Here is a 21,126-nt window from a genome sequence, read left to right as displayed (position 1 = left end):
CCGGGCTCGACCCGGGTTCTCCGGGTCACGACCCGGTCCGTTCCGCGCGGTAGAACACGGTGCTCGCGGCCGGCCCGTCCAGCCGTGCGCCGATCCGGTCGGTCGTTCCGGTCACCCGCGGGTCGCCGGACGCGACGGCGAGGTCCAGGGTCCGGACGTGCGTCGAGACGGCGTGCGCCTGCGGCAGGCTGCCGGACGCCGTGCGGTCGGCCGCGGCAGCCGAGTCCCGCAGCGACCGCACCACCGTGACGCGGTCCCGCGTACGGGGGTTCTCCGCGGCGGAGCGGCCGTCAGTCTGCGAGACCAGCTCCTCCGGGGTCTCCAGGTGCAGCACCGGGACGCCGGGCGGGGTGGCCAGCAGCCCGGTCGGCGCACCGGCGGTGACCAGCCCGCCCACCCGGTACCGCTCGGCGAAGCCCGCCCGTGACACGAGCGCCGTGGCCGCGATGCCACCGAGGCTGTGGCCCACGAGGGTCACGGGCTCGTCGGGCCCTACGCCGGAGTCGGCGAGCGCGCTCTCGATCGCCGCTGTGGCGCCGTCGGCCTCGCCCGCCATCAGCTCGAGGTCGGTGCGCCCGTCCCAGGGGTGGTCGGCGGGCAGGACCGACTGCGTGCCGGGGACCAGCACCGTCCAGGACACCGCGCCGTCCGGTGCCGTCACCCGCTGGACCGCGATCGTGGCCTCGGGGGCTCCGCCGGCGCCCGGGTAGAGGTCGTCGATCCGCGCCAGCGCCTCCTGCACCGACGCCGCACCGCGGCCGGACCACGCCGGCAGCGCGCCACCCGCGAAGTCCCCGGGGCCGAGCCGCGTGAGCCGGATCCCGGCATCGTCGTCGCCGAGCACGGGGACCTCGCGGGCCACGTGCGCGAGCACACCGGCCCCGCCGGCCACGCCCTGGCGCCCCTGGGCCGGCCCGGGCCGGGTCACGGCGACGCCGCCGCCCAGCCCGGCGAACACCTCGTCCGAGTACGGCGCCAGGCCTCGCGTCGCCTCGGCTCCGGCCCACCCCGCCACGGCGGCGGGAAGGCCGCCGGCGAACGCTCCCCCGGCCAGGCGGCCCGCGACCTCCGCGCCGCCCACGAGACCGAGGCCCGCGAGGCCCGCCCAGCCCAGTACGCCGGCCGCCGCCCCGAGTCCGAACGTCCCTGCCGTGACCAGCCCGCCGAGCAGACGTTGCGCGGTGGACTCCGCCTCCTCGTAGAGGCCGGCCGCGCGCAGCAGCCGCCAGCCGAGCAGGTCGCACAGGTCGGCCCGCTCAGCGAGGCCGCGCGCCGCGGCTCGCGCCGCCTCGTCCAGCGCGAGCGCCGCGGGAGCGAGGGCATGCGCTTCCGGGGTGAACGCGGGCGACGTGAAGGCGGGCGCCCCGGAGACAGGTCCCGCGGCCGAGCTCCCGCCCGGCACGACCACGAGGTCCCGGCTCACCCCCAGGCACTGCACGGCCGCCGCCCGCAGGTCGTCCGCGGCGCGGGCGAGCACCGCGGCCGCCTGCCGCACGGACTCCGACTCGACGGCCGAGGTGCCGCGCCCGCCGTGGACGGTGACCGTGTCCTGGGGCCGCCGCGGGTCCCCTGTCATCGCGCCCACCCGCTGCGGGCCAGCAGGAGGGCCTCGTCGAGCAGGACGCGGTCGCGGGCCAGGGCGCGCCCGACGTCGTCGACCGCCATCCGGTACAACTGCGCCGCCCGAGCAGCCCACTCGACCTCGGCGGCGGCCCGTATCCCGGCGGACGCGCGGTCCACCAGGTCCACGGCCCGGGCGAGCCCCGGCAGCACGCTCTCCAGAGCCGGCCCGCCACCCGGCGCGCAGCTCACGGCCGGGCCCCGTTCAGCCTGGCCCGACTCAGGCGTGCCCCGTTCAGACGCTCTCTCTCCATCGGCGCTCGCACTCCCTCGGTCTCCCGGTTATGTCCTCCGGAGACGTTAGGCCGGGCGAGCGGCCCGGCGTCGGGCAACCGAGCCTGCCTGTGCACGAACACCTGAAACGGTCCCCTGTGGTCGCGCTCGCGGCGCCGGGACGCCGTCACGCGGGTCGATCCTGTGGACGACGAGCCGCGGTGGGACGCGCCCGTGGGAGAATGGAGCACGTGCCTGAGACCACCACGCCCAGCCCCGCCGCCCGCGTCACGCTCGCGGAGGTGAGCCCCGCCATCGCGCTCGGCCCCCTGGACGGGCGGTACCGCAAGGCCGTCGCCCCGCTCGTGGACCACCTGAGCGAGGCCGCGCTGAACCGCGAGCGCATCCACGTCGAGGTGGAGTGGCTGATCACGCTGTGCAACGGCGCGGAGGGCGTCGCGGCGCCCGTCGTCCCGGGTGCGCCCACGCTGACGCAGGCCGAGATCGAGTACCTGCGCGCGATCCCCGCGACGTTCGGCGCGGCCGAGATCGCCGAGCTGGCCGAGATCGAGCGCGAGACCGTGCACGACGTCAAGGCGGTCGAGTACTTCATCAAGCGCCGCATCGCGGCCGCCCCGGAGGCGCTCGGCGAGACCAGCCTCCCCGCCGCGAGCGAGCTGGTGCACTTCGCGTGCACCAGCGAGGACATCAACAACCTGTCCTACGCGCTGATGGTGCGGGGCGCGGTCCGGGAGGTCTGGCTGCCGGCCGCGACCGCCGTCGTCGACCAGCTCGCGGACATGGCGCGCGAGCACGCCGCGGCGCCGCTGCTGTCGCGGACGCACGGCCAGCCCGCCACGCCGTCCACCCTCGGCAAGGAGCTCGCCGTGCTGGCGCACCGCCTGCGCCGTCAGCTCCGCCGGGTCGACGGCGCCGAGTTCCTGGGCAAGCTGAACGGCGCCACGGGCACCTACGGCGCGCACACGGTCGCCGTGCCGTCGGCCGACTGGCCCGCGGTGTCGAAGGCGTTCGTCGAGGGCCTCGGGCTGGACTGGAACCCGCTGACCACGCAGATCGAGTCGCACGACTGGCAGGCCGAGGTCTACGCCGACGTCGCCCGCTTCAACCGGATCCTGCACAACCTCGCGACCGACGTGTGGACCTACATCTCGCTCGGGTTCTTCACGCAGATCCCGGTCGCCGGGGCCACGGGCTCGTCCACGATGCCGCACAAGGTGAACCCCATCCGGTTCGAGAACGCCGAGGCCAACCTCGAGATCTCGTGCTCGCTGCTGGACACGCTCTCGGCCACGCTGGTGACGAGCCGCCTGCAGCGCGACCTCACCGACTCCACGACGCAGCGCAACATCGGCCCGGCGTTCGGGCACAGCCTGCTCGCGATCGACAACGTGTCGCGCGGCCTGGACCGCCTGGCCGTGAACGAGACCCTGCTGCGCGAGGACCTCGACGCCAACTGGGAGGTGCTGGGCGAGCCCGTCCAGTCCGCGATGCGCGCGGCCTCGGTCGCGGGCGTGCCCGGCATGGAGAACCCGTACGAGCGCCTCAAGGACCTGACGCGCGGCCAGCGGGTCGACGGCGCGCGCATGCGCGAGTTCGTCGCGGGCCTGGGCCTGCCCGACGACGTCGCCGCGCGCCTGGCCGCGCTGACGCCCGCGACGTACACGGGCCTGGCGGAGCAGCTCGTCAAGGACTACCTCGACTGACCGGTCCCGGCGCCGAGACGGAACGCCCGGTCCGGTTGTGCGCGAGGCCCTGCGCCGCGCGCAACCGGACCGGGCGTTCCGTTTCGGCGAGGTGGACGGGGTGGATCAGTCCAGGAAGATCCCGTTGCCCGGCCCGATCGGCAGGTCGAGGAAGAAGAACACGGACAGGATCGCCGCCCACACCAGCCAGAAGGCCACGGTGAACGGCAGCAGCCGGGCGATCACGGTGCCCAGGCCGGCCTTCGGCTCCCAGCGCCGCAGGAACGTGAGCAGCACGATCATGTACGGGTTCAGGGGCGTGATGATCTGCGTCGCGGAGTCGCCCACGCGGAACGCGGCCTGCACGAACCCGGGCTCGTAGCCGATGAGCGCGAACATCGGCACGAACACGGCCGCCATGATGGTCCACAGCGACGAGCCCGAGATGATGAACAAGTTCAGCAGGGACGCGAGCGCCAGGAACCCGATGATCGCGCCGTAGCCGGTCAGGCCGCTCGACTCCAGGCCCTCGGCGCCCGCCACGGCGATCCACTGGCCCACGCCGGACCAGTTGAACAGCGCGATGAACTGGCCCAGCACGAACGCGAGGACCAGGAATCCCGCCATGTCCTTGACGGACTGTTCCAGCAGCCGCGGCACGTCCTTCATCGAGGTCACCGACCGGGTCACGACGCCGTAGGCCACGCCGGGCACCATGAACAGCACGAAGATGACGAAGGTGATCGAGCCGAGCAGCGGCGACTCGGGCAGGAACCCGCCGTCTTCGTTGCGCCACGGGGAACCGGGCAGCACGAACGCGACGGTGAGCACCGCGGCGACCAGCAGCAGGGAGCCGACCGCGAACGCCAGTCCGCGCCGTTCGGTCGCCGTGAGGTCGGCGGTGACGGCGGGCTCGTCGTGCGCACCCGCACCGGGCGCCGTCCCGCCGTCGGGCACCACGGTGCCGGCGAGGCGCGCCTCCTCGACGGGGACGCCCTGGCGGACGAGGCGCGGCTCCAGGACCCGGTCGATGAGGAACCCGGCGAGCACGGACAGCACGACCGCCGCGACCACGTTGAAGTACCAGTTGGACAGCGGGTTCACGGGGTCGCCGGGGTTCGGCAGGATCTCGGTGACCGCCGTGGTGATGCCGGCGAAGAGCGCGTCCAGGCTGGTCACGGCGATGTTCGTGGAGTAGCCGGCGCCGGCCGCCGCGAAGCCGCCGAGCAGACCCGCCACCGGGTGCCGGCCCGCCGCCCGGAACACGAGCGCCGCGAGCGGCGGGATGACGATGAACGCGCTGTCGGACATGACGGAGCCCATCACGCCCACGAACCCGACGGCGTACGGCAGCGCCCAGCGGGGTGCCGAGCCGAAGACGACGCGGACGCCCGCGGCGAGCAGGCCCGTCTTCTCCGCGACGCCGACGGCGAGCCAGATGGTCAGCACCGTGAGCAGGGGCGGGAAGCCGATGTAGTTGGCGCCGATGTTCTGCGTGAACCAGGTCATGCCCTCGGGCGTGAACAGGCCCTGGATCTCTGTGACCTCCTCGGCGCCCGGGACCTGCACGGTCACGCCGGCGAGCGCCATGAACGTCGAGACGAGCGCGATCACCAGGAACAGGATCAGGAAGAGCGTGAACGGTTCGGGCAGCCGGTTGCCGAGCCGTTCGACGGCACCCAGGAACCTGTCCGTGCGGGACGGTCGGACGGGCGAAGCAGCGTTGCTCACAGCGGTCTCCCTCGGATCTCCGGTGGTCGGGCAGCCTAGGGCCGTAATGTAAAGGGTGATTTTTCCGTCGTGTAACGCGCTCCATACGATGGACCGCATGAACCGCCCCACCCCGCCCAGCACCGCCTATCTGGACCACCTGGTCGCCGAGACCGCGGGACGGCGGGCCGCCCTGGCCGCCGCGGTGCCCGGCGACGGGGAGGGTGCCCGGCCCGACGGCGGCGCGCCCGCCGAGCTGGTCGCCGCCGTCGAGCGGGCGGCGGACGAGCTCGAGCCGGACCTCGCGGAGATCGTCCGGCGGCTGCACGAGCACCCCGAGCCGGCGTTCGAGGAGGTGCGCAGCTCGGCGACGCTCGTGGAGGTGCTGGCGCGGCACGGCGTCGAGGCGGAGCTGGGCGCCCACGGGGTGCCGACGGCGTTCCGGGCCGAGGTCGGCGACGCCGCCGGCCCCACGATCGCGATCTGCGCGGAGTACGACGCGCTGCCCGGCATCGGCCACGCCTGCGGCCACAACGTCATCGCGGCGTCCGGCGTCGGCGCGTTCCTCGCGCTGCACCGGGTGCTGACCTCAGGCGACGCCGCCGGGCGCGTGCCCGCCGGGCGCGTCGTGCTGCTCGGCACGCCCGCCGAGGAGGGGCACTCCGGCAAGGAGGTGCTGGCGCGCAACGGGGCGCTGGAGGGGATCGACGCCGCGATCATGGTGCACCCGTACGGGCTCGACGTCGCCGACCAGGTCTGGCTCGGCCGACGTCTGCTGACCTGGACTTTCACCGGCCGGCCCGCGCACGCCTCCGCCCAGCCGTACATGGGCCGCAACGCGCTCGACGCCGCCACGCTCGCGTACCAGGGCATCGGCCTGCTGCGGCAGCAGATGCCGCCCGTGGACCGGGTGCACGCGACGATCGCCGAGGGCGGCACCCGGCCGAGCATCATCACCGAGCGCGCGGTGGTGCACCTGTACGCGCGGTCCAAGTACCCGGACACCCTGCGCGACCTCTCGCGCCGTCTCGACGACATCGCCCGCGGCGCGGCCCTGATGACCGGCACCGAGGTGGAGATCACCTGGGACGACGGCGCGCACCCGAGCCTCCCGGTGCGCACGAACGAGGCGCTGACCGGCCGCTGGGTCGCGGCCCAGCGGCGCCGCGGGCGCGATCCGCTGCCGGCCGGCGTGCTCTCGGAGACGCTCGCCGCGTCCACCGACTTCGGCAACGTCTCGTTCCGCGTCCCGGGCATCCACCCGCTCGTGCAGGTCTCCGAGCCCGACGTCGCGCTGCACACCGCCGAGTTCGCGGCCGCCGCCGCGACCCCCGCGGCGGTCTCGGCCGCCGTGGACAGCGCCGCCGGGCTCGCGGCGACGGCGCTGGACTACCTGGCCGACGCCGGACTGCGCGCCGCCGTGCACGAGGAGTTCGCCGCGCAGGGCGGTCCGGTCGACGTGGTGCGCTACTTCGACTGAGGGGCGGGCTCCGGTGCTCGGCCGGGGTGGTCTGCCGCGGGCCGGCCCCGATCTGCCGACCATGCACTTGCTGCCAGTCGCAGACACTCGTTGGCAGCAGCTGCATGGTCGATCGCCGGGCCCAGCGCGTAGCGGCTCGTAACGACCGGCACATCCGGGCGAAATCTCCGCTTCCTACCGTCGGGATCGCGCGGTGCCCGACCGCGCCCCAGACCGAAGGAGCGTGGACCCGTGACACTTCGCGGACACCGAGACGGACGAACCGCAGCGGAGACCCTGGTCGCGGCGCTGGGCCGACGGCGGTTCCTGCAGGCCGCGCTGGGCGTCGGGGCCGGGTCGGCCCTGGCCGCCGGATCGGCGGTGCCGGCCGCGGGCGCGACCCTGTCAGCGAGCCGGGGCGCGGGCGCCGGTCAGGGCTCGGGGCGGTACTCCGGGGTCCTGCAGCCCGGCCGGGGTCGCATCCGCGGCGACGTCTACCTGCGCTCGGACGTCGACGACGTCCTGTGGGGCTACGTCCCGTCGGTGCACGCCGACGCCGTGACCCGGATGCGCTCCGGGCAGACCGTCACCATCGACGCCGTGTCCCACGAGGGCATCCTCGAGGACCAGGGCCGCGACCCGGTCGCGTACTTCGCCGAGCACGGCGTCCACCGCCGCGAGGTGCTGGAGGACGCCGCCGCGATCGCCACCGGGTACTCCCGCACGCCGCGCGACTTCGACGTCGACGGGCCGCACATCGTGACCGGGCCCGTCTTCGTGGAGGGGGCCGAGCCGGGCGACGTGCTGAAGATCGAGACGCTGGAGGCGACGCCGCGCGTGCCCTACGGCGTGGTCTCGTCGCGGCACGGCAAGGGCGCGCTGGCCCGGACTGCGGCGGGCGCCCCGGCGGGCATCACGCTCGACGAGGTGATGCCGCCCGTCGGCACCGACGGGCGCGGCTCCGGCGTCCCGACCGAGTACGGCAACGTGTCGGTGTTCGCCCAGGTGCGCGGCGGCCACGCGACCATGGGTTCGGGCCGCGGGCGAGTGCGGTTCCCGCTCAAGACCTTCTTCGGGATGATGGGCGTGGCCTACGCCGAGACGACGGCGCTCACCGCGCCCGAGGCCAACTCGATCCCGCCGACGCTCGGTGGCGGCAACATCGACATCAGCCACCTGGGTGCCGGCTCCACCTTCTACCTGCCGGTCAGCGCGGAGGGCGCCCTCTTCTACGTCGGCGACCCGCACATGGCGATGGGCGACGGCGAGGTGGCGCTCACCGCGATGGAGGGCTCCCTGCGCGGCACGTTCCGGCTCACCGTCTGCAAGCCGGGCTCCGGGGACGCGCCCTCGGTCGCGTACTCCTACCCGTTCGCCGAGACGCGGGACGCGTGGATCCCGATCGGCCTGTCCGACCCGGACGGCGCGGTGGACGGCCAGCTCAGCGACCTCGACGTCGCGATGCGCCGAGCCGTCGTGAACGCGCTCGACTTCCTGGAGCACGACCACGGCCTGGACCGGGCTGTGGCCTACGCCTACCTCTCGGCGGCGGCCGACTTCGCGGTCTCGCAGGTCGTCGACCGGACGGTTGGCGTGCACGGCCTGATCCGGAAGTCCGACCTGGGCTGAGGTCCGCCGCGCCGGGCCGGAAAACAGCGGGCACCAGCGCGGTGGGCGACCCTATGGTCGAGCCATGACGATGCCGGAGACAGCCCCAGTCGACACCTGGCTCGCGGTCACTCGGGAGGACGGCGAGACCGTCGGTTACCTCGAGCCCGTGACCGACGACTACGCCGACGTGATCCCGCGCAACCGCCTCGGCCACGCCGTCGGCGACGCGCAGGACTACCACGCGGCCGAGGAGCTGGTGCTCGATCGTGGCCTGCGCGAGCTCGCGGAGCACTGGCTGCTCGACGGCGCGGGCGTCGAGCTGGCGATCAGCGAGCTCTCGCCCGCCGGCATCGTGCTGCGCGACGCGTTCCTGGCCAAGGCCCTGGTCCCGCTGGAACCGACGCACGTGCCCTGGCCGGACACGGCCGGCCGGCTGCGCCGGGTCCAGAACGACTGAGTGCGGGATGGTCGCCCCTCCAGCCAACTGGAAGGGCGACCATCCCGCACTCGGTGGAGCGGCTGTACGGTCAGGCGGTGCGGAGGAGGTCCGCCGCCCGGACGGTGCGCTCGCGCGCCACCATCAGCGCCGTGATCGTGATCCCGGCGACGGCCCACAGGACCACCGCGGCGGTCGCCATCGCGACGCCGCCCGTGCCGGGCTCGACGAGCCGGACCAGGCCGGCGAGGCTCGGGCCGACCGGGAGGAACCCGGCCAGGCCCTCCAGCACGCTCGGCGCGGTGGACACCACACCCGTGGCGATGACGAGCACCGCGACCAGCAGGCTGATGCCCCGCCCGACGTGCCCGAGCGCCGCCGCGAGCGCCTGGTTGACCGCGACGAACGCGACCGAGACCAGCGCACCGAAGCCCATCGTGGCGAGCCAGCCACCGACGCCGAGCCCCTCGAGGCCGGCCAGGATCGCGCCGGTCGCGAGGCCCGTGCCCAGGCCGATCGCGGCCGGGACCACGAACGTGCCGAGCGTGAGGCGCAGCGCACCACGGGTCGAGCCGCGGGCGCGCAGCGGCACCGGCGGGAACACGATCATCAGCGCGAGGGCGCCGAGCCAGAGCGCCAGCACCGCGAACATCGGGCCCGTGGCACCGGTGTTGAGGTCGGTGACCTCGCCGTCGGTCGCGACCGGGTCGGCCACGACGGAGGCCAGGGACTTGCGCTCCTGCTCCGTGTACGACGGGATCTCCTCGGTCGCCTGCCCCAGTCCGTCGGACAGGTCCTGCGCGCCGCCGGCCAGCTCGCCGACACCGTCGGCCAGGCCGCCCACGCCGGTCGCGAGCTGGCTCGTGCCCGAGCCGAGCTCGGTGACGCCGCCGGCCAGGCCGTCCACGCCCGTGGCGAGCTGGCTGGAGCCCGCGGCGAGCTGGTTGGCACCGGTCGCGAGCTGGTTGGCGCCGGACGAGATGCCGCCGGCCCCGGTGGAGAGCTCACGCGCTCCGGCGGACAGCTCGCTCACGCCGCCGGCCGCCTGGTCGGCGCCGGTCGAGAGCTCGTCCAGGCCACCGGCGAGCTGGTGCGTGCCGTCGGCCAGCTGCGAGGCACCACTGGAGACCTGACCGGTGTAACCAGCGAGCTCGGCACCACCGCCAGCCAGACCCGAGATACCTGCGGTCAGCTCGTAGAGGCCCGTGGGCTTAGCGCCGGGCGTCCCGGCCAGACCGCTGATACCGCCAGCGACCTGCTCGGAACCCGCCTCGAGCTTCTTGAGCTCCGGCAGCTGGTCGCACAGGGCGGTCAGGCGGGGGTCGAGCGAAGGAGTGGCACAAGCCAGCTCCATCCCATCGACCAGGTCGGACACCCCGCCGGACACCTCGGACGCGCCCGAGGCGAGCTGGGTCGCCGCAGCGGCCGGCCCAGGGGTGCCACCAGTGCCCTCAAGCTTCGCCGAGGTCTCGGCGAGGCCGCCTGCGAGCGCCTTCGCCCCCTTGTCGACACCCTTCGCACCGGTCGCGAGGTCGTCCGCACCGGATGCCAGGTCGGAGGCACCGGCAGCAGACTGCCCCGCGCCGGCCGCGAGCTGGTTCACGCCCGCCGCTGCCTGGTCCGCACCGGCCGCCCACTGGTCCGCGCCCGAGGCCCACTGGCCGGCACCGCCGGCCAGGCTGGACACCCCGGCGCCGACCCCGGACACACCGTCCGACGTCTGGTGGGCACCCTCGGCGAGCTGCTGCGCGCCCTTGCCCGCCTCGGTCGCGCCGTCGGCCAGCTCACCGGCACCGTCAGCCAGCTGCTGCGCGCCCTTGCCGGCCTCGTTCGCGCCGTCGGCGAGCTGCGAGGCGCCGTCGGCGGCCTTGCCCAGCTCCTCCGAGAGGGTGGAGAAGCCGACGAGCACGTTGTCCACGTAGGTCTCGGTCAGGGTGCTGCCGAGCACGCCGGTGGCGGTCTGCGCCACCACCTGTGCGAGGGCGTCGTCCAGCACGCGGCCGTCGGGGGCGGTGGCGACGTCGATGGTCGCCTGCTCCGCCTTGTCCGGGTCGTCGCCGCTGAACGAGGTCGCGGCCGCCGAGAAGTCCTCGGGGATCGTGATGACCGCGGCGTAGGTGCCGTCGGCCAGGCCGGCGGCGGCGGTCTCCTCGTCGGAGATCTCCCAGTCGTAGCTCGCGTCGGAGGCAGGGATGGCCGCCGCCTCACCGGCCGCGGCGTCGGCGGTCTCGCCGCCGCTCACGAGGCCCGCGGCGAGCTGGCGGCCGAGCGGCACGGTCTGGCCCTGGACCTCGACCGGCTCGTCGAGGTTCACGATCGCGGCCTTGACGGTGTCGAGCCGGTCCTGCGGGTTCCACAGGGCCGAGATGAGCAGGCCCAGGATCATCAGGGGAAGGAGCGCCACGGCCACGGCGCGCCACGGGTTACGGAACGGCTCGGGCCGCAGCCACTTGTTCGCGGTCGTCATGCCCGCACCTCCTGCTCGGTCACGTCTGTGTTGAGGGTGAGGTGGACACCGGCCGGGGCCCGCTCGCCGGCGCTCACGTCGAGCTCCGGTGTGCCCGCCTGGGCGAGGTCGGTCGCGGCGAACCCGGTCGAGCCGAGCAGCACCGCGACCCCCGCGGACTGGGCGTGGGCGACGGCCTGCGCCAGCTCCGCACGCGCGGCGAGGTCGCCCACGGTCTCCGTGGCGTCCACGACGAGCACCTTCGGCTTGTCGCGCAGCGCCCGGCGGACCGCCGCGGCGGGGTGCCCGCCCTCGGCCGCCGAGTCGACCACCGCGACCCGGTGCCGCACGGACGAGGCCCGCTCGGGCAGCACGAGGCCAGCAGTCTTGGCAACGCCGCCGGTCACCTTGATCCGGCCGGCGACGGCCAGGAGGAAGGCGCTGACCGGAGCGGTCGCGTCGCCGCGGACGAGCAGCGTGCCGCCGTCGGGCACGCGGACGCTCACCGGGCCGACGATCGTGCCGGCCGGGCCGTGCACCTCCATGTCCCCGGCCGCTACCGCGTCCGTGGCGCCCGGCTCGGGCCAGTCGGCCAGCGACAGCTCGCGGGTCAGACCCTCGCCCTCCACGTCGAACGAGGGCAGCACCTTGTCGAGCCACTTGGGCATGTACCAGGCCTTCTCGCCCAGCAGCGCGAGCACCGCGGGGACGAAGACCATGCGCACCACGAACGCATCCACGGCCACGCCCACGGCGAGGCCGAGCGCGATGGGCTTGAGGTTCATGTCGCCGTGCGGCACGAACGCCACGAAGACCGCGATCATGATGATCGCCGCGGCCGTGACGACCTTGGCCGAGCCCTGGAACCCCGTGGTGATGGCGTGCTTGGCGCTGCCGCCGTGCACGTAGTCCTCGCGCATGCGGGACACGAGGAACACCTCGTAGTCCATGGCGAGGCCGAACAGGATGCCCATGAGCACGATCGGCATGAAGCTGATCACCGGCCCGGTCCGCGTCACGTTCAGCGCCTCGGCGAGGACGCCGTGCTCGAACACGAGCGAGACCACGCCGAACGCGGCACCGACCGAGAAGAGGTAGCCGATCGTCGCCTTGATCGGCACCGCGATGGAGCGGAACACCATCGTGAGCAGGATCAGGGAGAGGCCCACGACCACGAAGGCGAACGGCAGCAGCGCGTTGCCGAGCTTGTCCGACACGTCGATGCCGACGGCGGTGAAGCCGGTGACGGACAGGTCCACGCCGTACTCGTCGAGGAAGTGGCCGTGCAGGGAGCGGATCTCGCGCACCAGGGCCTCGGTCTCGGCCGAGGTCGGGCCGCCCTCGGGCACCACCTGGATGATGCCGGTGTCCGCGGTCTCGTTGGGCGTCGCGAGCGGCACGTCGGCGACGCCCGGCAGGTCGGCGATCTCGTCACCGATCTGGTCCATGAGCGCCACGGGGTCGGTGCTCGTCACGATGGACCCGGTGACGATGAGCGGACCGTTGAAGCCGTCGCCGAAGTTCTCGGAGACCAGGTCGTAGGTGATGCGCGCCGGGTCGTCCTGCTCCATCACGCCGGCGTCCGGCAGGGCGAGGCGGAGGTCCAGGGCGGGGTAGCTCAGTGCGCCCATGGCGGCGATGACGAGCACCACGGTCAGCGCCGGGATCTTGGTGACCGCGCGCACCCAGCCGGTGAAGAACCGGTTCGGCTTCTGCTCGGGCAGGGCCACGGCCGCCGCGCGCGGGCGGGTCGCCTCGGGGTCGGCGTCCGACTCGGTCGCTGCCGCAGCCGCGGCGGCCGCCGCGGCGCGCCGCTCCTTGCGCGAGGGCTTGGGCCGCAGCCGCTCCCCCGCGAAGCCGAGCAGCGCGGGCAGCAGGGTGAGCGAGACCAGCACGGTGACGCCCACCGTGACCGCCGCCGCGACGCCCATGATCGTGAGGAACGGGATGCCCGCGACCCCGAGGCCGACCAGGGCGATCATCACCGTGAGCCCCGCGAACACGACGGCGGAGCCGGCCGTGGCGGTGGCCCGCGCGATCGACTCGTGCACGTCGAGGCCCTTGCCGAGCTGCTCGCGGTGCCGGGAGACGATGAACAGGGCGTAGTCGATGCCGACCGCCAGGCCCAGCATCACCGCCAGCATCGGCGTGGTCGAGTTGATCGGACCGAGCACGGTGGCGGCGAACAGCAGCCCCATCGAGGCGCCGACACCGAGCAGCGCGTTCAGCAGCGGGAGACCGGCGGCCACGAGCGAGCCGAGGGTCAGGACGAGCACCACGAGCGCGACCAGCAGGCCGATGCCCTCGGTCAGCGTCATCTCGGGGAACTTCGAGGAGAAGAGCTGGCCGCCGAGGTGCGCCTCGGCGCCGTCGGGCAGGGCCTGCGCCAGCGCGTCCGTCTCGACGCCCAGCGCGTCCTTGGTCTCGTCGGTGATGGAGCCCTGGTCGCCGTCGAGCTGGATCGTCAGGAGGGTGGCGCGCTCGTCGTCGGAGACCGAGGCGGGCATCAGGTCGTCGTAGGGCGAGGTGACGACCTCGACCTGGGAGACGTCCTCGAGGTCCGCGACGCCGTCCTCGATGGCGGTGCGCATCGCGTCGTCGTTGATGGTCCCGCCCTCGGGCGCGACCACGATCACCTGCGCCGAAGCGCCGCTGACCTGCGGAAATGTTGCTGCCAGGCGGTCGAGCGCCTCCTGGGACTCGGTGCCCGGGATGGACACCTGGTTGTCGAGACCTTGTTGCAGCAGGCCGGCCGCACCGCCCACGAGGACGAGTGCCACGACCCAGGCGGCTACGACGAACCGGCGGGCGCGGACGGCCCAGCGGCCGAGCGAGTAGAGGACGGAGGACACGCACACTCCTGGACGAGGCGGGGACCGATGACGGGACGTTCGATGCACCACTGTATCCGATACACGAGTGCATCCGATACATCAATGTATTGATAGACTGGCCACCCGCCACCTGAGGAGTTGCTGTGAGCACCGAGCCCGCCAGTGACGTCGGCTCGGGGTCGTCCGTCGAGCGCGCGTTCGCCACGGCCCTGACCCCCCGACGCGAACGGACGCGCGAGCGTCTGCTCGACGCCGCCTTCACCGTCTTCGCGCAGCACGGCATCCACGGCGCGTCCATCGAGGCCGTGTGCGAGGCCGCCGGGTTCACCCGCGGCGCCTTCTACTCGAACTTCAGCAGCAAGGAGGAGCTGTTCCTCGCGCTCTCCGAGCGGGCGATGCGCCGCGAGCTCGTCGCGCTGGAGTCGGTCACCAGGAACATGGAGCCGGACGTCGTCCACTGCGGCGCCGTGAACCCCGACGCCATCGGCAGGATCCTCTCGGTGCTGGTCCCGGACGCCGGGGACGCCCGGCAGGGCGCGCTGATGCGGGCCGAGCTGGAGCTGCTCGCCATGCGCGACCCCGCCGTCGGGCGGCCGTTCCGCGCGCAGGAGGAGACGCTGCGCACCGAGCTGGGCGCCGCGATCGCGCGGATCCTCGAAGACTTCGGCCTGCGGTTCACGGTGGACCGGCGCACCGCGGTCGACCTGCTGCTCAGCGCCTACGAGTCGTCGGCCCGCGCCGCCGCCGTGGCGAGCCACACGCAGGAGGACGACGACGCCGCACCCGGCGCCGCCGTCCTGAGCCAGCTGGTCAACCTGCTGGTGACCACCGCGGACTGATCAGGCGAGCGCCTCGCCCACCAGCGCCCTCGCGGCGTCCTGCACCTCGGTGAGGTGCTCCGCGGAGACGAACGACTCCGCGTAGATCTTGTACACGTCCTCGGTGCCGCTGGGCCGCGCGGCGAACCACGCGTCCGCCGTCGTGACCTTGAGGCCGCCTACCTTCGCGCCGTTGCCGGGCGCCTCGGTCAGCTTGGCCGTGATGTCCTGCCCCGCGAGCGTGGTGGACGAGACGTCGGACGGCGACAGCGCGCCGAGCCGGGCCTTCTCCTCGCGCGACGCGGCGGCGTCGACGCGGGCGTACCAGCTCTGGCCGTAGCGCTCGACCAGGTCGGCGTGGTGCTCGGACGGCGACCGGCCCGTGGTCGCCAGGATCTCCGACGCGAGCAGCGCGAGCAGCAGGCCGTCCTTGTCGGTCGACCAGACGCGGCCGTCCTTGCGCAGGAACGACGCACCCGCCGACTCCTCGCCGCCGAAGCCGACCTCGCCGGAGAGCAGGCCGGGCACGAACCACTTGAAGCCGACCGGCACCTCCACGAAGCGGCGGTCCAGGCCGACGGCCACCCGGTCGATCAGCGCGGACGACACGAGCGTCTTGCCGATCGCGGCGTCTGCGGGCCAGCCCGGGCGCGCCCCGCCGTAGAGGTACTCGATCGCCACTGCGAGGAAGTGGTTGGGGTTCATGAGGCCGTCGGCCGTCACGATGCCGTGCCGGTCGGAGTCCGCGTCGTTGCCGGTCGCGACGTCGAAGGGCGCCGGGCCGTCGCCGCCGGTCATCCGCTGCACCAGGGACGCCATCGCGTACGGCGAGCTGCAGTCCATGCGGATCTTGCCGTCCCAGTCGAGCGTCATGAACGCCCAGCGGGGGTCGACCTGCGGGTTCACGACGGTGAGGTCGAGGTCGTACCGCTCGGCGATCGCGCCCCAGTACTCGACGGACGCGCCGCCCAGCGGGTCGGCCCCGATCCGCACCCCGGACGTGCGGATCGCCTCCAGGTCGAGCACGTTCGCGAGGTCGTCCACGTAGGTGGAGAGGAAGTCGTGCCGGTGCGTGGTCTCGGCGGCGAGCGCCTGGTCGAGCTGAACCCGCTCCACCTGGCCGACGCCGGTGCGCAGGATCTCGTTGGCCCGGTCCGCGATCCAGCCGGTCGCATCGGAGTCGGCGGGCCCGCCGTGCGGCGGGTTGTACTTGAACCCGCCGTCGCGCGGCGGGTTGTGTGACGGCGTCACCACGATGCCGTCGGCGAGGCCGGAGCCGGGGGCGCCGACGCCGGGCGTGCCCGCGGCGAACCGCGTCTGGTTGTGCAGCAGGATCGACTGGCTGACGGCGGGCGTGGGCGTCCAGGAGTCACGCGCGTCGACCATGACGTCGACGCCGGCCGCGGCGAGCACCTCGAGCGCCGTCTGCCACGCCGGCTGGGACAACGCGTGCGTGTCCCGGCCGATGAACAGCGGGCCGTCGGTGCCCTGCCCGCGCCGGTACTCGATGATCGCAGCGGTGATCGCGACGATGTGCGCCTCGTTGAAGGCATGGTCGAGGCTCGACCCCCGGTGACCGGAGGTGCCGAAGACGACCTTCTGGCCAGGGTCTCCGGGATCCGGGGTGAGGTCGTAGTACGCCCCGACCACCCGGTCGACGTCGATCAGGTCGCTGGGCTGGGCGGGGGTTCCGGCACGCGCATCCATGCCTCCGATACTGCCAGGTAACGGGCGCGTCCGTCGCCGCCCGCGCCCGGGTCGGGCACCCGCGCGTCGCCGTCGTAGGCTGGCAGCATGTTCCCGCCGATGCAGCCCGAAGTCCCCTCGCTCCACCCCAGCGAGCTCGACCCGTCCGCCCCCGTGCCCGCCGGTTCCGTGCTGCTGGACGTGCGCGAGCAGGACGAGTGGGACGCCGGCCACGCCCCGGGCGCCGTCCACATCCCGCTGGGCGACCTGCCCGCGCGGTACGGCGAGCTCGACGCCGACGCGCAGGTCCTGGTCATCTGCCACTCCGGCGGCCGCTCGGCGCGGGCCACGCAGTGGCTCAACGAGGCGGTCGGCTTCGAGGCGACCAACCTCGACGGCGGCATCGTCGCCTGGGCGGGCGCCGGCCTGCCCGTCGAGCGCTGACGCCTACTCGGTGACCCGCGGCTGGCTCGGGTCGGTCTCGTTCCAGACCCGGTCCAGCGCCGTGACGGCGTAGGTGTACGTCTTGCCGGGCCCCACGGTGGTGTCGAGCCACGACTGCACGCGGCCGGACCCGGCGCGGAACGTGCCCATGAGGTTGGCGGGGTCGTTCGTGTCCACCGCGTCGACGGCTCCGTCCGTGCGGTAGACGGCGAACGACGTCGCCCGCGCGTCCTTGTTGCCGATGTCGGTGAGGTGGAGCCGGACGCCGTCGCGCACCCGGCGCGCCTTTGCGAGCACCGGCGTGACCACGGGGTCGGCCGGCAGGTGCGGCATCGGCGGCACGAGGGCCGGGTGCTGGTAGTGGTCGGCGACCACCTTGCTCATCGCGCCCTGCGGGTCGGCGGGCACGTGCACCGCCGAGTAGTAGGCGTTGCCGTGGATCGGCCCGACGTCGCGGCTGACCTCCCGGCAGAGGTCGAGGTGGTTGGTGAGCTCGTCCGGGTCCGTGAAGACCCCGCTGGTCACCTTGTACAGGGCCTCGCCGATGTAGAGCTGGGTGCCGGACTGCGCGGCGACCTCGGCCCACCACGGCACGAGCGCCGCGTAGTCGGCGATCGCGAGCCCGATCTGCCAGTAGACCTGCGGGTTGACGTAGTCGAGCCAGCCCTCGAGCACCCACTTGCGGGTGTCGGCGTACAGGTCGTCGTACGACTGCTGCCCGCCGGTCTCGGACCCCAGCGGGTCGTTGTCGGCGTTGCGCCAGATGCCGAACGGGCTGATCCCGAACTTCACCCAGGGCTTGGTCTCCTTGATCCGCACGCTCATCGACTCGACGAAGCTGTCGACGTTGTGCCGCCGCCAGTCCTCGATCGTGTCGAAGCCCGCGCCGTACAGCTCGTACGTGCCGATGTCGGGCAGCACGTGGCCGTCCACCGGGTACGGGTAGAAGTAGTCGTCGAAGTGCACGCCGTCGACGTCGTAGTTCTCCACCGCGTGCAGGATCGACTGCTTGATGTGCTCCTGCGCCGCGGGGACGCCCGGGTCGAAGTAGAGCCGGCCGTGGTACTCCCAGACCCAGTCGGCGTGCTGCCGGGCGGGGTGCTCGGGGACGAGCTGCGACAGGTCGGTGTCGATCGACACGCGGTATGGGTTGAACCAGGCGTGCAGCTCGATGTTGCGCTTGTGCGCCTCCTCGACCATGAACGCGAGGGGGTCGTAGCCCGGGTCCTGGCCCTGCGTGCCCGTCAGGTACTTGGACCACGGCTCGTACGGGCTGTCGTAGAACGCGTCGGCCGTGGGCCGGACCTGAACGAACACGGCGTTCAGGCGGTTCTCCGCGGCCACGTCGAGCCAGTGCAGGAACTCCGCCTTCTGCGTCTCGGCGTCGAGGCCGCTGGTGGAGGGCCAGTCGATGTTCGCCACGCTCGCGATCCACATGGCGCGCAGCTCGCGCTTGAGCCTCGTGGCCGACGACGGCTCCGCCGTCGCGTTGCCGGTCATGGCCGTCGCGCCCAGCGCCGTTGCCGGGTCGAGGGCCGCGATGGTCACGCTGATCGCCGCGGCCGCGGTGCCGGCCGTCGCCATCGTGAGGAACTCACGGCGGCCGATCCCCGACATCACCCCCGCCCGGTCTGCCGTCCTGAGCGACGTGGTGCGCGCATAGGCGGGCAGTTCTGTCGCCTCACGGTGGGCGGGGTGCCTCACGTGCTTGACCTCCGGTGCTGGCTGCTGGGGGTTGGTGCCGTGGTGCTCAGTGATGTGGTTGTACTAGGTGCGAAGTTGGCCGGCGCCGATCGGCCACATTGAGGTGACAAACAATGCCACCGGGCGACGCCGTGGAGAAACTCTCGCACATGTCGCGCCGGATGTGAAGTTTGCAGTGTGAACCAGATTGTGAAACTTACTTTCACGCCTCCGAGACCGGCTGCAGCAGCAGGTCGTCGTACTCCGGCGAGTGTTTGCGCACGTAGGCGCGGATGTACGGGCACAGCGGCACGATCTTGTCGCCGGCCTCCCGCACCATGCCGAGGGCTGCCTTGGCGAGCTGACCCGCCAGCCCCTGGCCCGCGTACTCGTCGAACACTTCGGTGTGTACGAAGTACACGGTGCCCGGATCCGTGTCGTAGACCGCGAAGCCGGCCAGGGTGCCGTCGACGCGCACCTCGAACCGGGACTCGTCGGGATTGTCGACCACTGTCACCTGGGATTCGTCAGTCATGGGGCCCATCGTGCGGCACCCGCCCGCCGCTTGCCAGCCCCGTCCGGCCCGCTCGCGCGTGAGCCGGGTCACCGGCAGTCAGCGAGGCTCGTGTCAGTGGCGGGTGCGAGACTCGACCCGTGCCCGAGACCGCCGCTTCACCCCGCTCCAACCCCTACGCGGCAGTGCTCCGCACCCCGGGCGCGCTCAGGTTCTCGGCGGCGGGCGCGCTGGCCCGCCTCCCGATGTCCATGGTCGGGATCGGCGCCGTGCTCATGGTGCAGGGCCTGTACGACAGCTACGCCATGGCGGGCCGGGTAGCGGCCGTGCTGGGCCTGGCGCAGGCGTTCGTCGCGCCGCAGATCGCGCGCTGGGTGGACCGGCGCGGTCAGCGGACCGTGCTGCTCCCGGCGCTGGTCGTGTCGGTCCTCGGCCTGGGCGGCCTGATCACCGCCGCGGTGCTCGGCGCGCCCGAGTGGGTGCTGTGGCCGCTGGCCGCGGTCGCAGGCGCGAGCCAGGGCTCGTACGGCTCGATGGTCCGCGCGCGCTGGAACCACGCACTGGACGACCCGCGCCGCCTGCACACCGCGTACTCGCTGGAGTCGTCGATCGACGAGCTGGTCTTCATCGTGGGGCCCGTGCTGGCCACGACGCTCGCGACGGCGGTGGCGGCGCCGTCCGCCCTGGTCGTCGCCGGGATCGCCGCGCTGGTGGGCGGGCTGCTGTTCGTGGTGCAGCGCGCCACCGAACCGCCGGTCGTCGCGCCGGACACCGAGGTGCGCCACCGCCCCGTGATCCTGACCCCGGGCATGCCGGTGCTGGTGCTCGTCTTCGTGGCCATGGGCGTGATCTTCGGCTCCATGGAGGTCGTCACGGTCGCGTTCGCCGAGGAGCTCGGCAGCAAGGGCGCCGCCGGCCTCGTGCTCGCGGTGTTCGCGCTGGGCTCGATGGTCGCCGGGCTGGTCTACGGCGCCCGGAACTTCACCAGCCCCGCGGTCCGGCGGTTCGTGATCGGCATGGCGGCCCTCGGCCCGGGCGTGTCCCTGTTCCTCCTGGCGCACTCGCTGTGGGCGCTGGCGGCGGCGATGTTCGTGGCGGGGCTGGCCATCGCGCCCACCGTCATCACGGGCAACGGCCTGGTGCAGGACATGGTGGGCCGGCACCAGCTCACCGAGGCCCTGACCTGGGTCGGCACGTCGATCGGCATCGGCGCCTCGCTGGGCGCGTCCGTGGCCGGGCTGCGCGTGGACGCCGCCGGGGCGGACGCCGGGTTCCTGGTGCCCGTCGCCGCGGCCTGGTTCGCCGCTCTGCTGACGCTGGCCGCCAGCCGCACGCTGCGCCGGCAGTCCGCGGCGTAGCAACCGCCCGCGAATAGCCCTGCCTGGTGGAATTTCACCCGTTTAATCCAGAAATGACAAATGGGCTTCCTGATACGTTACTTCTGACTTCTCACATCTTCACGAACGGACCCGGGATGCTTGTCTTCATCGTCATCGGACTCCTCGGGCTCGGGCTCGCCGTCGCGTCTCTCCTGCTCGGCGACTTCCTCGACCTGCTGGACGGCGCCATCTCGGGCACCTCGCTCGGTGCCGGCGGGCTCCTGTTCGGTGCGACCGGGATGCTCGTGCTGTCCTCGGGGCTCGAGCCGTGGGTCGCGTACCCGGCGGGGATCGTCGTCGCCGTCCTGGTCGTCGTGCTCGTGAACGTGCTGATCAAGCGCCTCAAGGCCGGCGAGGACGGCGCCCCCGCCTCGCTGGTGGGCACGCAGGGCTCCGTGACGTCCGACGTCGACCGCGGGCACGGCGAGGTCTCGCTCGACGCCGCCAGCGAGCTGGAGACCCGGCTCGCGTTCGCCGACGAGCCGATCGGCCAGGGCACGCGGATCGTCGTCGTGGAGCAGCACGGGGCGCGCGTGAAGGTCGAGCCGGTACTGCACTGAGGCGCCCGCG

General features: G+C 73.2%; 16 protein-coding genes. 8 read left to right on the top strand and 8 right to left on the bottom strand.

All coding sequences use genetic code 11. From position 1 onward, the window contains the following. Nucleotides 1-25: 25 nt before the first annotated feature. On the bottom strand, nt 26-1,576 hold the full coding sequence (locus H291_RS0123530; protein ID WP_157237280.1) for a hypothetical protein: 1,551 nt from the start codon (nt 1,574-1,576) through the stop codon (nt 26-28). Then, nucleotides 1,573-1,812: a hypothetical protein gene (locus H291_RS0123525; RefSeq protein ID WP_157237279.1), complete on the bottom strand. Its 240-nt coding sequence runs from the start codon at nt 1,810-1,812 to the stop codon at nt 1,573-1,575. The genes H291_RS0123530 and H291_RS0123525 overlap by 4 nt, the downstream gene beginning before the upstream one ends. A gap of 263 nt (nt 1,813-2,075) precedes the next feature. On the opposite strand from H291_RS0123525, the gene purB reads away from it, so the two are divergent. After that, nucleotides 2,076-3,557: an adenylosuccinate lyase gene (gene purB, locus H291_RS0123520; RefSeq protein WP_020017481.1), complete on the top strand. Its 1,482-nt coding sequence runs from the start codon at nt 2,076-2,078 to the stop codon at nt 3,555-3,557. A 105-nt stretch (nt 3,558-3,662) separates the two neighbouring features. Here the strand turns inward: purB and H291_RS0123515 are convergent, their stop codons facing one another. Next, the gene (locus H291_RS0123515) at nt 3,663-5,267 is read right to left on the bottom strand and encodes an AbgT family transporter (protein ID WP_020017480.1); all 1,605 of its coding nucleotides are present in this window, start codon (nt 5,265-5,267) and stop codon (nt 3,663-3,665) included. An 88-nt stretch (nt 5,268-5,355) separates the two neighbouring features. On the opposite strand from H291_RS0123515, the gene H291_RS0123510 reads away from it, so the two are divergent. The 3 genes from H291_RS0123510 (at nt 5,356) to H291_RS31455 (ending at nt 8,773) form a co-directional block, all read left to right on the top strand. Further along, complete coding sequence (locus H291_RS0123510; RefSeq protein ID WP_020017479.1) at nt 5,356-6,726, top strand: M20 family metallopeptidase; 1,371 nt, start codon at nt 5,356-5,358, stop codon at nt 6,724-6,726. A 231-nt stretch (nt 6,727-6,957) separates the two neighbouring features. Further along, complete coding sequence (locus tag H291_RS0123505; RefSeq protein WP_020017478.1) at nt 6,958-8,334, top strand: acetamidase/formamidase family protein; 1,377 nt, start codon at nt 6,958-6,960, stop codon at nt 8,332-8,334. Nucleotides 8,335-8,398: 64 nt separating this feature from the next. Then, entirely contained in the window at nt 8,399-8,773 is a 375-nt protein-coding gene (locus tag H291_RS31455) for a hypothetical protein (protein WP_020017477.1), read from the top strand. Between the two features lie 70 nt (nt 8,774-8,843). On the opposite strand, the gene H291_RS31450 is transcribed toward H291_RS31455, so the two are convergent. Both H291_RS31450 and H291_RS0123490 read right to left on the bottom strand, forming a co-directional pair. Continuing rightward, on the bottom strand, nt 8,844-11,219 hold the full coding sequence (locus H291_RS31450) for a YhgE/Pip domain-containing protein (protein ID WP_020017476.1): 2,376 nt from the start codon (nt 11,217-11,219) through the stop codon (nt 8,844-8,846). Then, nucleotides 11,216-14,050: an MMPL family transporter gene (locus H291_RS0123490; protein ID WP_020017475.1), complete on the bottom strand. Its 2,835-nt coding sequence runs from the start codon at nt 14,048-14,050 to the stop codon at nt 11,216-11,218. The genes H291_RS31450 and H291_RS0123490 overlap by 4 nt, the downstream gene beginning before the upstream one ends. A 125-nt stretch (nt 14,051-14,175) precedes the next feature. Between H291_RS0123490 and H291_RS31445 the strand changes: the two genes are divergently transcribed. Then, a complete protein-coding gene (locus tag H291_RS31445; protein ID WP_020017474.1) occupies nt 14,176-14,871 on the top strand; it encodes a TetR/AcrR family transcriptional regulator in 696 nt (231 codons plus the stop codon). Here H291_RS31445 and pgm read toward each other — a convergent pair whose 3' ends face one another. Then, entirely contained in the window at nt 14,872-16,557 is a 1,686-nt protein-coding gene (gene pgm, locus H291_RS0123480) for a phosphoglucomutase (alpha-D-glucose-1,6-bisphosphate-dependent) (RefSeq protein ID WP_020017473.1), read from the bottom strand. 87 nt (nt 16,558-16,644) lie between these two features. On the opposite strand from pgm, the gene H291_RS0123475 reads away from it, so the two are divergent. Further along, on the top strand, nt 16,645-16,980 hold the full coding sequence (locus H291_RS0123475) for a rhodanese-like domain-containing protein (RefSeq protein WP_020017472.1): 336 nt from the start codon (nt 16,645-16,647) through the stop codon (nt 16,978-16,980). Nucleotides 16,981-16,983: 3 nt separating this feature from the next. On the opposite strand, the gene H291_RS0123470 is transcribed toward H291_RS0123475, so the two are convergent. Further along, entirely contained in the window at nt 16,984-18,684 is a 1,701-nt protein-coding gene (locus H291_RS0123470) for a glycoside hydrolase family 10 protein (RefSeq protein ID WP_232216150.1), read from the bottom strand. 202 nt (nt 18,685-18,886) lie between these two features. Continuing rightward, entirely contained in the window at nt 18,887-19,198 is a 312-nt protein-coding gene (locus H291_RS0123465) for a GNAT family N-acetyltransferase (protein WP_051109614.1), read from the bottom strand. Nucleotides 19,199-19,317: 119 nt separating this feature from the next. On the opposite strand from H291_RS0123465, the gene H291_RS0123460 reads away from it, so the two are divergent. Continuing rightward, on the top strand, nt 19,318-20,535 hold the full coding sequence (locus H291_RS0123460; protein ID WP_020017469.1) for an MFS transporter: 1,218 nt from the start codon (nt 19,318-19,320) through the stop codon (nt 20,533-20,535). Between the two features lie 116 nt (nt 20,536-20,651). Continuing rightward, nucleotides 20,652-21,116 carry an NfeD family protein gene (locus H291_RS0123455; RefSeq protein ID WP_020017468.1) on the top strand — a complete coding sequence of 155 codons (465 nt, stop codon included), beginning with the start codon at nt 20,652-20,654 and terminating at the stop codon, nt 21,114-21,116. Nucleotides 21,117-21,126 lie beyond the last annotated feature (10 nt).

This window comes from Promicromonospora sukumoe 327MFSha3.1 (genome assembly GCF_000385135.1).
GTDB lineage: Bacteria > Actinomycetota > Actinomycetes > Actinomycetales > Cellulomonadaceae > Promicromonospora > Promicromonospora sukumoe_B.
This window is presented reverse-complemented; position numbering and strand designations above follow the sequence as displayed.